This window comes from Aliivibrio logei (assembly GCF_001691055.1).
Taxonomy (GTDB): domain Bacteria; phylum Pseudomonadota; class Gammaproteobacteria; order Enterobacterales; family Vibrionaceae; genus Aliivibrio; species Aliivibrio salmonicida.
Window position 1 is genome coordinate 56113 of sequence record NZ_MAJU01000015.1, and the last position, 15975, is coordinate 72087.

4 protein-coding genes are annotated in these 15975 nt (G+C 38.1%); 3 read left to right on the top strand and 1 reads right to left on the bottom strand.

Features of this window, described 5'->3' with window-relative positions:
- Positions 1 to 9817, bottom strand: a 9817-nt coding sequence (locus A6E04_RS14510) for a tandem large repeat (protein WP_083199035.1), incomplete at its 3' end; no start/stop codon positions are given.
- Between the two features lie 208 nt (positions 9818 to 10025).
- Here A6E04_RS14510 and A6E04_RS14515 point away from each other — a divergent pair.
- The 3 genes from A6E04_RS14515 to tssM all read left to right on the top strand — a co-directional run bounded on the left by A6E04_RS14515 (position 10026) and on the right by tssM (position 15963).
- A complete protein-coding gene (locus A6E04_RS14515; protein ID WP_083199038.1) occupies positions 10026 to 10841 on the top strand; it encodes a peptidoglycan DD-metalloendopeptidase family protein in 816 nt (271 codons plus the stop codon).
- A 393-nt stretch (positions 10842 to 11234) separates the two neighbouring features.
- Positions 11235 to 12521 (top strand): type VI secretion system ImpA family N-terminal domain-containing protein, encoded by a 1287-nt coding sequence (locus tag A6E04_RS14520; protein ID WP_065611693.1) that lies wholly within the window; start codon positions 11235 to 11237, stop codon positions 12519 to 12521.
- Positions 12522 to 12573: 52 nt separating this feature from the next.
- Positions 12574 to 15963, top strand: a complete 3390-nt coding sequence (gene tssM, locus A6E04_RS14525; protein WP_065611694.1) for a type VI secretion system membrane subunit TssM — start codon at positions 12574 to 12576, stop codon at positions 15961 to 15963.
- Positions 15964 to 15975: the final 12 nt, after the last annotated feature.

The following is a 15975-nucleotide window of genomic DNA, read 5'->3' on the forward strand; positions in this document are numbered from 1 at the left end:
CCGCTGTCCAGTTCCCATCACTGTCCACTGTCGCAATAACTGTTGGGAGCGACGAGCTATCTTTTGAATTACTGAACGCAACCGTGATCTCTTTACCTGCGTCAAAACGTGTTGTTGTGCCGCTAATGATAAGATTAGCTGCGTCACTCTCGTTAATCACTCCGCCAGTAATTGGAGTAATCGTGATTGATGGGGTTAAGTACACGGCACCACTTGTCGATTCATCGCCAAGATTGCCGTGAGTATCACTGAACCCTTTCACCGAATAAATAAACTCTGTATCTGCTGCTGATGAACTCGGAATTTCCACTTCACCAATCCATGTTGCTGAGCCTTGACCCGAATTCCACCTCACATCACTTGCGCCTAACTTCGCGGTCGCATTATTTACAGCAACAGAGAAGGTCGCCGTAACTCCAATTTTATCGCCAGATTTACCCGATGTTGGGTTTGATACCACAGACGTTAACGTTGGTTTCACCGTCGAAAGTTGAGCTGTTTCTGATGCTTCTTCCGCAGCGATGTTGTGTTGGTTTGAGCCCGTTGCTTTTACGGTGATCGTGCCATCACTCCAACTGCTTAAATTAACGCCCGTCGCTGTCCAAGTGCCGTCACTGCCCACTGTCGCAATCACCGAATCACTCTTTGCATCTACCGAATTGCTGAATGCAACCGTGATATCTTTACCTGCGTCAAAACGCGTGGTTGTGCCGCTAATAATAAGATTGGCCGCGTCACTCTCGTTAATCACTCCGCCAGTAATTGGAGTAATCGTGATTGATGGGGTTAAGTACACGGTACCACTTGTCGATTCATCGCCAAGATTGCCGTGAGTATCACTGAACCCTTTCACCGTATAAGTAAACTCTGTATCTGCTGCTGATGAATTCGGAATAGTTACTTCACCAATCCATGTTGCTGAGCCTTGACCCGAATCCCACCTCACAGCACTTGTGCCTAATGTCGCCGTCGCATTATCTACGGCAACAGAGAAAGTCGCTGTAACCCCAATTTTATCGCCTGTTTTACCCGATGTCGGGTTTGATACCACAGACGTTAACGTTGGCTTCGCTGTCGAAAGTGTCGCTGTTTCTGACGCCTCTTCCGCAGCAATGTTATGTTGGTTTGAGCCCGTTGCTTTTACTGTGATCGTACCATCACTCCAACTGCTTAAATTAGCACCTCCCGCTGTCCAGTTCCCATCACTGTCCACTGTCGCAATAACTGTTGGGAGCGACGAGCTATCTTTTGAATTACTGAACACAACCGTGATCTCTTTACCTGCGTCAAAACGTGTAGTTGTGCCGCTAATGATAAGATTCGCTGCGTCACTCTCGTTAATCACTCCGCCAGTAATTGGAGTAATCGTGATTGATGGGGTTAAATATAAAACATTACTATTATCCGCATCACCGGTATTTCCATTTCCATCGACAAAACCAGTGACACTGTAACTTAACTGAGTATTTACGCCCCCATCAGGAACTAGAACCTCACCAACCCATTCAGCCGTATCTGTACCAGCAGTCCAAGTCACGGTATTTCCGCTAAGCATTACCGTCGCATTTGTAACTGGCGTCGAGAACGTCGCTGTCACTTTGACTCTGTCTCCCGTATCACCAAAATTTGGATCTGACACTATGGATGTAACAGTCGGCTTCGCGGTTGCTAATTTTGTTGTTTGTGGGGCTTGTTCTGCTGCAATACTTTGTTGATTTGAACCATTTGCCATTACTGTGATAGTCCCATCAGCCCAACCAGATAAATCTTGAGCTGGCGCAGTCCAACGGCCGTTACTATCAATATCGGCCTTTATGTCCTTTAGCGTATTACTATCACCCGAATTGGCAAACGTTAAAATAATTTCTTCAGCTTCATCAAATCGATTGGTGGTACCGCTAACGACTACGCTCATCACTTCATCTTCATTAATCATGCCATCAGAGATAGGATCAACGATGATCTTTGGCGTTAGATACAACACACCGCTATTGTCTGCTTCTCCAATATTTCCATAAGTATCACTGTACTCAGAAACAACCAATACTAATTGGTCATCCGAACTAACTGGAACTAAGACCGTTCCAATCCATTGATCTGATTCTTGACCAGCAGTCCAGTGAATTTCTGTCGCCGATAATGTCGCTTTAACATTCGACACATTCGTTGAGAAATTAACCGTCACTCCAACGGTCTTTAAACTGTCTGAATGTATTGGATTGAAGGCTGTACTTGAAACCGTAGGTATCACACCTTTAATTTCAACATCTGTTGTCGCTGCATTACCAGGAACCGTAATCGTACTGGTGTAACTCCCTTCTGCGACTGAAATGGTTATTGTTTTATTCTCCCCTTTTGGAGCCGTATAAACAGCAGTCCAACTTTGGGCAGGGCCAGCAGTCCAAGTTGACGTATCTAATGACCCCGTAGCACCAGAATCACTGGCACTTAATACAACATCGTCTTTCGTAAACTCAATGACATCTTCATTAAACGTAAACGTGATTATTGACGTCGTTTCAGAACCCAAATCACTATTACTACTCGTAATCGTTAACTCTGGAACCGTCGCTTCAGCAACCGTGATAGCGCCAGTATTTCCTCCCTCTTGAGTAATGAAGTCTGTCGCTTTTACAGATGCAACATAGTTACCTGAAGGCACTAAATAATGGAAGACATAAGGCTCTGTTGGTGAGCTTGGTTTAGACGTTGTTTTAGGAGAATATGTCTGAGAGCCCACAGTGAGCGTTGATACAATACTGTTCTCATTAAGATTTGCGTCTTGTATGATCGACGTCACTTCATATTCATACAGATCATTGGTTGGTAGCGGAGTGATTTGTTCTCCGTTAACAGTCCCGATAGTTGGCTCAACAAAATCAACGTAACTCGTCGCCCCAAAAGCATTAAAGTCCATTTCATCATAGGTAAAACTTGCAATCTCACGGCCAATACTGTCGGTGGCTACTAAGGTTAATTTGTATTCACCCTGTTGACTGTCATTAAATGAGAATTGAGTCGTACCCGAGTCGCCAACAAAATCACCAAGTTCAGAAATGGTTTCAACGTCATTTGTTAACGTTAAAGTAAACCCTTTCATCTTAATCGATTCTGTTGGTACCGATTTAATAGAAAAGTCCTGTAAGCGCTCTTTTAATGCCACTTTATTACCAAGCAACTCTGAGCTTCCTGCAATTTCTAACGTTAGTTCAGGTTTACTAAAATCAATAGCGATTCTCTTAACCGTCTTCAAGCCAACATTATCACTCGCTGTAATGGTGACAGAAATTGTCTCTTTATCTTTAATTTGATCTTTATCTACATCAATATAATTGAAGTCAGACGTTTTTGTTTCTTCAAAGCCAATGTCCAATATAGAATAAGTCACATTATTTAAACCACTTCCTGAAATATTATCAGCAATATCAAACGTTAAACGAACTTTATCAGCACTGTCCCCTGGTGATAATTCGTAAGTATCGCTTATTGTTGGTGCCTCATTATCTAACAATACTAATCTCGAACTAAGTGCCCTATTAGCCCAAACATCCGTCGCCACTAAATTAATATTTACATTATCTAAAGCGTAGTCATCCGGTAATTGCCCCTTAAATGTCGAACAAGCTGCATCAATATCATCCGCACAATCTCTAAATTTGTCAAAATTCAGATTTGTAGGATCCTCCTTAAACGAGTATGTCTCACCCGCAAAAGAGACTGTAACATTGTCTAATTTAGACTCTTCAAATAGTTTAACTCTAAAATCAAATGTTATCGCTTTTCCGTTAATATACTGATTATTAACTAAACTAGTGATGTCTGATGTGAAATCCCCTTTCGGTATGATTAATTCAAACTCTCGCTTATCATTTAGAGGTGTATTGCCCGCTTTATCCATAACATTAAACGCTTGGATATAATATTTCCTATCTAATCCATTAATAAAGTCATTATAATTTTCGTTATACACACAGCGAACAAGAGAGTTATCATTTGTTGATTGCTCACAACTTACCGCTTCAAATTGCGGAGTATTTCGACCTAATTTCGGATTTTCTGTCAAATCTAAATTAGAATGTAAATCAATATAATCTATATTTAATTGTAGCGTTTTCACACCTGATACCTTATCAACACCAACATCTGAAGCTTTCAAAGTGTAGCCGGCTTGATCTTTAATGTATGGCGCTTCTACATCTACCATTTTGAAACTGAATTTTTGTATTTTTTCAGCCGCATTTGTTCCTACGGTTTTCGTAATTAATACTGGGTTGTCTAAGAAATTCTTATCTAAAGTAATGCTACATTCTGGGTTTTTAGGCTCATTGTAAATCTTATAATACGTTTTATCATCAGGCACACCTTCATCGGTATAGTTTTCTCTAACCCAGCATTCAAGCGTTTTAATTCCGGCTTCATTTACTTTTTCAAATTCAACATTCAGATCTTTATTTGAGATATGTGAGACAAAGTTTATAGGCTGAGTAATACTTAATTCTACGCCTTCTGTCTGAACCATTAATGTTGGGTTAATCTCTGATTTCAGTATTTCACTCTCTTTGTTTGCTTTTGTATTGTTTGTTATCGTTGCTGAAATAAGATAAGTCCCATCAACATTAGGGCTTAACGTCGCTTCCCAGACTTTAGGATCTACTGTTTGAGAAAAGTTAATTGTATTACTTCCTGCGACACCTTCTAATTTATAACTACTTACTATGGATGCAATGCCACTCTTATCTTCTATCTTTAGAATCAACTTAATGTCTTTTTTCTCTGTTGCGATATTATTTTCAATAGCAGCTCCATCACTATAAGTCATAGAAAACTCAGTTAACGGTATCGCTTCATTAATTTTTACAACAAAGGGAATTTGATTACTTTCGTTACCTCGAACGTCTTTAGCCAATATTTTTAAATTGACTTCAGTTAATCCGTTCGGCACATCTAATGGAATGGAGTTTGGTTCACTTACAGAAGGTGAATTACCAGAATCCCCCTCAGCAGGTTCACTGCCACTATAAACCCAATAGTTAACGCTATCTTGACTTACTCCAGAAGCTGAAGTGTTTCCCGTTAAACTAAGATCTAACGCGTTAAGATTAAAAATATAATTAGAGCGGTAATATTCAGAAGACGAGTAATTAGTTAACGCAATTGAAGGCCCTTCAATATCGTAAATCATACCTATTTTATTGGTATTACTTATAAAGCCAAACTCATCTGATGCTTCAACAATAAGGTCAACAAGATTACTTTCAGCAGCAAGCTCTATTCGATCTGTGTTTTCACTTTTTAATGTAATTTCAAATGGGTTTTCAGGGCTTTCTACTGAAATATTCTCTTTAAGTGGTACTCTTGTTCCATCATTTTTTTCTTGAAAAACAGAGAGAGTGGCCACTGCAGAATCATCAGTCACGTTAGTTATATTAATATCAAAATTACGGCCCATGACATTATTACCACTCGATAAGGTATCTTTTAATGGCGTTGATGAAAGAAGAATATTGGGTCCATTTTTATCGACTTTAAATGTATGTGTGCCTTCACCGCTATTGCTTGGAAAAGCCGCATTAATCGCGGTAATTTTAAACTGATTATCAACCCCATGATCAAAGTGCTCCGCCACAAGTTGCACTTCATAATTAGGCGCGGTTCCTGTTAAATAAGCTGGGTAATCATTGCAAGACTCTCCCTTATCAATAGAACATTCAACAAGATCGACCCAACTTGAACCAGGTCTATTTAACTTAATTTTAATGTCTTTTGCTGCGCTTAATGATCCCCAAAGGATCACTCCATTAGGGTTCCATTTTTGGTTTCCACCTAAAAACTTAGCACTGGTCCCCGTTGTTACTTCTGGCGCAGAAGAGTCGATGTTTAAAATATGTTTCGGCGTGGTCATGTCTTGCGCACGAACTTGATTGCCTAATAAGTCTTCTCCTTCTAACGCAAAACTCCAATTACCATCATCGAGATCAACAATAACGTCAGAATCACCATCACAAATACTGTCTTTACATAACGAAACCACTAATTGCTCATTGTTATTAACGTAGAAGTTTTCTTTGGTTAGCGTTATTGGCGTTGTTCCATCTTTTGTTAAAATTATCTGGCGAACATCTTTTACATCACCAACCACATCACTAACAATAAAGGTGAGACTAAGTTTTGTGTTTAGATTCAAATAAGTATATTCGTCGTAATCATCTCCCTTATCATCAACTAACCCATAAAAAGGGGCGTGATATTCAAATTCTGGCCCCTTGTTATCCACAATAAACATCTTGCTATTAGGCAGTGATGTGAAACCATAATCATTACCATGAATATCTGCCACACTGACATCTAAATCAAAAGAATGAATGCCCGTGTAGTCAATAGATTCCGAATTGAAATCAAATGTATAACGATGATTAAACTGACTATTACTGCTGTCCGGTAAAAAAGTCATCCCAGAAATAACTTGATTGACACCAGTCGTATTGGTCCAAGAAGGCTCAAATTCTGGCGGATGGCTAGAATCGTCGATCCCAGAAGGATCTTTGAGAAGCAATTCAGCTTTGATGGGGCCCGCAATATACCATTGCTTTTCTTTTTTAATAAAATTACCAACGATGGCAATAGGGGTTAAATTCACTGTAGGGGGAGAAACATCAATCGATGAACCAGAATCACTGAAAAGAGCCTCACCATCAAGCATTGGATTTGCGGTTGCATATTTATCAGCGTAAGCCATTGCAACACTGCCTTCGATACCAAGTCCATTAGGGTCCGTTAAATAATCATAATAAATACTTGCCAGATCTGAGCGGTATGTATCTTCAGAAAAACTATAGTTCCCAAGCTTAATGGTTGAGCCCCCTTTTCCTTTGCCATCAGGGTGTCCATCGGAATAAAAGTCTTCGTAAAATGCCTTTGAAAAACTGACACTGCCATCAATCGCACTTTCATCCGATAATAGAAGCAATGACTCAAGTAAGTAACGATGTTGGTAGCTTATATCTGGATTTTCTGGTGTATACGCTTCCATTTCTTCATTGGTTGCATACGGAGTAACGACAGGATTAAAACCAAAAAAGGAATTGCCTTCAGTCAGCATATTATTCACTAGGACTAAAATTTCTTTGGCTTTCTCTTTTGATTTATTCGGTTCTTTATCCCAGAGATAATCAAAGAAACCACTCTGATACACGGCAAGTTCAGTAATGTATAAATTTTGATTTCCTGTTAATAACACATAAGCAGAAAATCCAGACGTGGCATTTAACTCTACAATTTCTTTGGTTTTTCGGCTCCACTGATTATAGAAGGTCGAATTCGATTTACTCGATAGCGACACTTTAACAACTTCACCAATGTATTCAGAATTGATGGAACAACTTGAAACGTCAAGCGCAGATTGATTAGGACTAGAAACGAGCGCGCTCTGCTCTGTGCCACACGTTGCAATAAGTTGGGTTGCCCCATTATCTGAATAGATTTCAAAACTGGCGGTTGCATTAATAAACGGAGTAATGACTTTTACTTCAGGTAAATTAAACGTCGTTCTTAGATCAATAATTTGTGGATCTGAATCATTACCTGAAGCATCTTCCGTCGTGATCGTCAGCGTCTGTATGTGCTTTTCAGTGATCGACGTGAATCCATTTCCAAAAATTTCTTTAGTAAACGGAATGTAATAAATCACTTCCTTAGCATACCCATCGGCATCAAAAGAAATTGTTTCATGTGGGATAGTATTAGGCATTGTGCTGTCAACAGGTTGACCAGACGATGTGTTTTCGCCATCTTCCGTTGCGGTATAATCAATTTTCAATACTAACAAATCAGCAGAAGTACCGCGGTTACTGCCAGGAGAAGATGGATCCGTGACTTTCACTTTTATATAAGGAATTTGATTCGTATCTAAGACTGCCTTGTTAAAGTTATTGAAATCAACGGTAGGGTGCATCGCAAGTAAACCATCTTTTGCGTATCCATAAGGAATATTTAAAAACTTATCTGCCTCCTCTATCGCCGAAAATGAACTTGAATCGTAACGCTCAATCACCTCTTGCCTTGCATTATTTATGATCTTAATAAAGCTCATGGATGCTTCAGGATAAGAGACAGATTGAGTAGGTCTCGTGGTATCAGACAAGACTTCATGTACCTTCGAACTGCTATTTCCAATCGCATCAACCGCTGAAATAGCAAATTGAGTGGTTGAATTAACAAACACTGACTTATCATAACTTTTCTGAAACGCACACTCATAACCATCGTCAACAAGGTACGGAGTACAGGTAAGCCCTTCAGGTGTTGCACCATTAAAGCTAACAGTAAGATCTTGTATATTAGAAGAATCTTCTTTGACATAACCTTCTAACAAATAAAAGGCGTCGTTATTTGGATTGAATGTTGAAGCGGAGGTCACCTCGATAACAGGCGCATTGTTATCCCATAAAAAAGGAATCGATGTGGACAGTTTATTTTTGTTGCCCACAATATCATCGGCATAGACAGACAATTTAGCTTCAGTGATCGACTCACTTATCTGATCTAACTGTAACGTATTAATACTTACGTACACAGGAGCTTCCCTTAAACCTTCTTTAAACTCTGATACATCAATCTGACAATAACCGTCACCAAAATCGTTTTCTGGACATGCAATCTCTGATGACCATCCACTGTCATCCTTATATTGTAAATAAACTTCAGCGCTCTTTAGCCCCACATTGTCTTTGAAAAGCAAATCAATGACATCAGTCTTCACTAATACGTCAGAATCAGATCGCTCCGCTGTTGGATTTTCATCATCAATCGAAACAGAAGATCTAGATGGTACGATTCCATTAGGATCAGACGCAGTACCAAACGCATTAATCAGATTGGCAAAAGGCTTATAATCATCAGGTTGAGTACCAGATACGTTTAATGTTGAGCTATTTGCAGTGATTAATACATGTTGAGCGAGCACATTAGAATAGGTTTCACTCGTGATGGGTTCTTTACCAAAAGAGATATTTTTCGGTAATAAACTAATACTATCAATTTCAAAACCATCTAATTGTCCATCGGCTTTAATGTCATTATATGAGAGAGCGGCCAGCGTAAAAGAAGTATAAATAGCGCTATCTGCATCTGCCGAGTATTTCTTAACCAAATCAGAAGAATAAGATGAATATGCCGTTAAGTATGCACCGTATTTGTGACCATCAGTCACATAGGCACTTTGTCCACCTTTTACAATATCAGTCGGTTCAACGGTATGAACATTAAACCCATACATATTACTGATCGTTGAGTTAGCGGTGTTAATGGCACTTGTCGCATCGCGCCCTTGTTTTTCAATATAATAATCCGCCAGTCCCTTTGCCATGTAGGTTAAGGGGGTCAACATCACTTTGTTGTCTTTATCTTCATTAAAGTATGCTGTTGCCTCAAATTTTAGTGTTTGCCCATCGCCCTCATAAACTACATTTCCACTCGCAGGGTCAGTATAAGCTCCTCCCAAAGCCTGAATTAAGATGGGCATGGAGCCACTATTAATCTCAATTGAATATTCACCTCGAGATGAACTTGTAGACTCACCAAGTTGCTTACCTATACGCCCACCATCGTACTCCCATACGATAATTCTCGCCCCGGCAATAGGCGCATCAAATAATATCCCTGAAACTGATGTTGTTTCTCTTTTTGGTGGAGAGGTATCTCCACCTTCTCCACCACAAGATGCAATGAGGAATAAGAATAGGATACTAATAAGTGATTTAAATAATGAACTAAGGCGCATAAGGTTAATTTTTAGTAGTAAATATGAGAGTTGTCGCATTATATTTACTGTACTTAAAATAACAACGTGGGGATAAAACTAGCAATACAGTTAAAATGACTATAGATTCAGTCATTATAACTATTGCATGAATGCTTTATTAATGAGATAGCTTTTGATTAACCGATATATTAACTAAATAAAGGCCTATTTATCTTTAAAATAAATGGTGTAGAATCGTAAAATCGACATATTAAAAGCCAATACTATGAAGTCTAAATACTTTACGTTCTTTTTTATCAACTTATTTATTCTAACCTTCAGCTTTTCAGCCCTCTATAACTCGTCAACTGAAAATAAAAAAATACCCTCTATACCAGAAATGCACCCAGAACCAACAATAAAGAAAGTAACTCGTATATTCTCTGGTGAAATATCCACTTCATTCTTTAGTTCTGCCTTAAACAGTGGTTTATCAGTAGAGCAAATTTTTTCATTAACCGAATCACTTAAACATAGCATTAATTTTGTACGAGGGATTCGTAATGGTGATAAATTTAAGATTATTCTAAATAATGAAGCAACCAAAGTAGACACTCTGATACTTCGTTCACCGAACTATACACTCACTGCTAATAGACTAAAAAATGGAGACTTTTACAGCCAAGATGGCATAAACTTAAGTTCTCCTGATGTTGTTTATCCTCTTTCAAAGCACTATCCTATTAGTTCTTCTTTCTCTCTATATAGAAAACACCCTATTCTCAATAAAATTCAGCCTCATTTAGGTACTGACTTTAGAACGCCTATCGGCACGCCTGTTTTTGCTGTTAATAAAGGTGTGGTTATTATTTCTAAATACCACCCTATCGCAGGTAATTACATCGTAATTCAACACCCTAATTCAATTAAAACAAGATACCTCCACCTTAATAACAGAATAGTCAATAAAGGTGGCGTTATCTATAAAGGCCAAAAAATTGGATTCACAGGTAACACAGGTCGTACCACTGGGCCTCACTTACATTTTGAATATTTAAAAAATAATATTTCTATCAATTTCGAACATATTATTAAAAATTGAATTTGACACTCTCCTAACAAAAGTGAATATATTTTAATAAAAACAAAAAATATGTTCAAAAATCATCCACCATAATCAAACATAAGAAATACATTAAAATAACAAATTAAACGCAATCAAATGAGTGATTACTTATATACAAATAACGCATTTTACCTCAAATAAGAAACATAAATATAACTAATACATATATTAACAAGCATTCCAATCCATTTCTCTATAGAGCTATAGCGATCAAGATCACATTTAGACAATATGCATACGAAAACATGCTTTTTTTATATTCATTTTATATTTTAGTAGTACAATCCGTCGCATTATATAAGAAGCTCATAAAAACATAATAATACATGAACACATGTAGATGATCATATTCGCTAGGTTGGAAAACTCATGAATCTTCCCGATTTTGCACGGCGCCCTATTAGCCAAAATTTGCCTTGTGGGGTTAATCCTAATGTACTTGACGGTTTTTCTGAAATTAAACGTCAAGTAAATAAATTAAGTACAGTTACGTCTAAAATTTCATGGAAAAAAGTCCATTCGTTATCGAAAAACATTTTATTGAATGAAAGCAAAGACATTCGCTGTGCTTGTTACTATACGGTTTCTGCAACTCATATTGATGGGTTAAAGGGCCTTGTTGGTGGTTTGAACGCGTTACTCGACGTCTGCGTCATTTACTGGCATTCCGCTTATCCAGAAGAAAGTAAGTCAACCGCAAGAATAGGGTCTATTGAATGGTTAACTGAGCATGCGGTACGTAAACAAAAAACACTCAAGATTACCCCTAGCGATTTACCTCTGATTGAAGCAGGACATGAACTAACCTTAAAGATTGAAGAAGAATTACGTTCTCATTACGGCATTAAAACGCCTTCTTTAGGTGGGATCCGCCGTATTTTCTCTCAATGGATAGAAGAAATTCAAATTCAAGAAGAAAAAGCACATCAAGTCAAAAATAAACAAAAACCAAAACCCGTTGAACCACAAGGGATCAGCGTCAATGTATCAATGCCACCACGAAATAAGCCACCAATAAAAATCGATACGGCTGTCGCGCCTGAAGGCAATTCAAAAGCCTTGATTACTATTCTCATTATACTTGGGTTTTTTCTTTGCTTATTATTTGCTCATTTTTTCTATAGCGACAATCAAAAACGTACGTTACGTGAACAAATTGAGACCGCAGACATTCACGATATTGTCCAAATTTTGCCCGCGTTAGAACATAAAGACGAATCAATAAAGCAATCCATTAAATCAGAAGTCATTCAGCGAACTCGATGGTTAATCTCCGACTGGGAATTAGACCCTATTAAAGTAAACCAATTAAACACATTGAATTTAGCCGTACAGCAGTTGCAAGAAATTTACCCTGATTCTGCCGCTGCGACCAATATGAAAGAGAAACTCACCTTACAAACAGAAGAATTTGATCGCGAATACAAACGCATTAATCGTCAATTTTTAAAATCAAGAACGGTGTTTGCCAATGCTAAATCCCAAGAGAAAGACAGTGCAATTATAAAAGCGTACGACTACAGCAACTCACTCTTCCCCTTACTGGGTCGAATTGAGTATGCAGAAAAACAAACAACATCGGCAGAGATCGATAGAACACAGCGTTTACTCAATATTTATCAACATAAGATAAATACACTAAAAGAAAAATTTTAGGTTTGTAACTCACTGTATTACATAACGTCAGGCATAACAAAAAGTAAAAACTATGAAAAACACTTTGGTTAGAAATCCACTATTACTCTCTACACTCATCACCATTTTTATACTCGCGGTATTGTGTGGTGCTTATTTACTTTGGTTCCCAGAAGCCGATATTGTACTGCTGTGGGGAACCGTTGCCCTCATTGGTGTTTCGTATCTTCTCTTTAACCTCACGTTATATATCAAAAAACGAAAAGGAAAGAAAAGCCAAGATATTGAAACGGAAGAAGAAACCCTGTCAATGGTACTAAAACCGTTGCTTCATAAAGCCAAACAAAAACCAATCTACTTAATCATTGGTAACAAAGGATCAGGAAAAAACCAATTTCTTCAAGTTTCTAATGCCATAAAGCCAATGGATAAAATGAAGAGTGTAAAAAATGACTTTTTTGAATGGTCTGAATCAGACTCCGCCGTTTATATAAAGCCTAACCATCGACTCGTTTTTCAAGAAATTTCAAGTGCAGATAGCCTATTGTGGCAAGCATTAATTAATGAAGTCATCAATCATAAGCCAAGAAAGCCCTTCGCTGGTTGCTTATTACTCATCGATTTTGAGTTTTTAGTCGTTCATGATGACGAGCAAACTGATTATACGTTAAACATTCTTTTGCAAGGCTTAGAATCAATCAAAGAAAGCACAGGAGCTACCCTACCTCTGTATTTCGTTATGACTAAATTAGACAAATTAGAAGGGTTTAAAGAATACATTCATTTCAGTCCGTTAAAGTCGAGTATTGAGTTTCTTTCTATTCCTTTAAAAGACGCAAAAGGGGCAATCTTAGATTATTTCCGTGACAGTTATAAAAATATCGTAAAAGTCATGGAAGCAAGTGCCCTTGATTCATCATCATACACAAACAATGTTGATGAAAAACAGACCATACTGGCTTTTCCTAAACAATTTGAGTTATGTCAGGTCGAAATAAGCCGTATTGTTGAACGACTTAATGATTTAAACCAAGGCACCTATGCGATTGATATTAGAGAAGTCTTCTTTAGCTCTAGCCTTCAAGGTGGCCGAAAATATAATTTATTGGCTAAGAGTTGCAGCAATTATTTTAACTTACCGATCATTGCTTCTGAACACGGACAATTAACTGAAACCCCTTACTTCACCCGCTTTTTGGTTGATTCAAAAGTGTTACCTGAAGCCGATTTCTCCAACGAGAACCAAAACTACTTACGTCGTATTCAACAACGCAGTCGTTTGGCATTTTTAGTGTCTGTCGTTGTGCTCACAAGCGGAAGCTACTTTTTATTCCAAGCCTTAGAAAGTAATCTACAAGTCATTAATCAGCTCATTGATGTGAAAGGAAAAGATCATGAGCAATATGCATCAGAGGTTTTCCACTCAAAACTGACCAATGCTCAGGAAGAGATTGAACCTACTTATAGCGCTTGGCTTAATGGTAATAAAGCCTTGGATGACGAGCTATTAACGATGAAAGTCAGCCGCTTAGAGCCAACCACAAAAATTGCATACCATGCATTAATCGAGCAAATCACCAAACAACTTATGCCAGTAATTGCTGAGGCTTATCAAATACAACTGACAAAAAATCAAAATGATATTTCAATGTCTTTGCCTTTATTGAAAAGTTATTTGATGCTGAAAGATCCAAGTAAGAGAGACATCCCTTATTTAAAACAACACACATTTGATGTGTTAACTCGACTCGATTCTAATTCCGAGACCGTGAAAAAAACCATGTCTTATTTGGATGCGTATTTCCGTACAAAGTTCGCCCCTATCGACATTAATATGGATTTAGTTCGTGCAACTCGCCGCAACCTATTAGCGAAATCAAACGTTGATTTGGTCTACCTTCAAATCGTAGAGCAAGCGAACAGTGCCGAGATCGATACGCTCAATCTACAAAGAGCCGTTGGGTTTGATTTTAATAATATCTTTAAAAATCCGATTAATAATAAAAGCTTAAATATCAACAAACTCTATACCTCAACAGGCTTTAGCTCGTTTTATCGCCCACACGTTGATTTGTTGTCTAAACGAGTGATCTCAGATAACTGGGTACTTGGGCTATCAAATAACATTATTCCAAGTGATGCAGAGCAAGAAGAATTCAAAGATGATGTTCGTAAAAAATACACCGATGATTACATCAACTACTGGCGTAATGCATTAAGTGAACTCAAAATAAAATCGTATGACAACATTTATGATTTAACCAATGCGATTGATCTGATCTCTGGTCCATCATCGCCAATGACAACCATCTTGAAACAACTGTACGCCAATACCCATTATTCACCCACAGGTGACATAAGTGCATTATTGGATTCAAAAAATAATTTAAAAGATGCTTTAGAAACGGCCACAGATGCCGTAACAGAGATAGTAGAACCTGATTACATTTTAATGGCTCGTGTAGAACAAGCGTTTTCTCTTTTGAATCAGCTACAAATTAATGAAACGAAAAACTCTCCTGCGCCTTGGGAAGATATCGTAACAGCACTCAATTCATTGAGAACCTATATTAAGGATATTTCAGATTCACCAAACGTACATCAAGCCGCACTGGATGCCGCGCGAGCAAGAATGGTAAGAGCAGAGGCCGATCCATTAATTCGACTTAAGCAAATCGCTCAGAAGTCACCAGAACCTGTACGCAGCTGGTTGTTAGACATAGTAAATCAAACTTGGTCAGTGATGATCACTGAAGCCACTAAAGGCATTCAAACGAAATGGTACAGTGAGGTTTACAGTGTGTTCCGTCAAACTGGGCTAAACAAATACCCATTTGATACCAATGCAAAAGAAGACATTTCATTGGAAGATTTTGAGCAACTATTTGCAACCGGTGGCATATTGAATGTCTTTATAAAAGACAACCTAGCGCCGTTTTATGACACGAATTTATGGACATCAAAGCGCGTCGATGGACAAGTCATGTACTTATCTCCTGAATTATTAGTTCAATTACGAAATTACAATGTAATACGTAACACCATGATCAACAAAAGCACCAATAAAGTACAAATACCATTTAGCACTAAAGTTGTGGATCTCGACTCAAGTGCAATTAGAGCAAACATCAATGTGGGCAGCCATATGATGAGCTATTATCATGGTCCGAGTAAAGTTCAAGAGTTGCAATGGCCACCACTGGGCGGAGACTTTGAGGTCAAAATAACATTACAAGACGTAACCGATGAGGGTAAACAACATACTCTTAGCGAAAATGGTCAATGGGCAATCTACCGATTATTAGGAGACTCTACACTCTCCGATGTCACCAATAGTAGCTTCGTTAGCCATATAAAAGTCAGTGGTCGTGATATTAGTATGGAGTTCACACCATTGACTCAGAACAACCCATTTACTTTCTCTGAGCTATCGAACTTTAAGCTTCCAGAAGTAATTAACTAAGAAAATAACAAT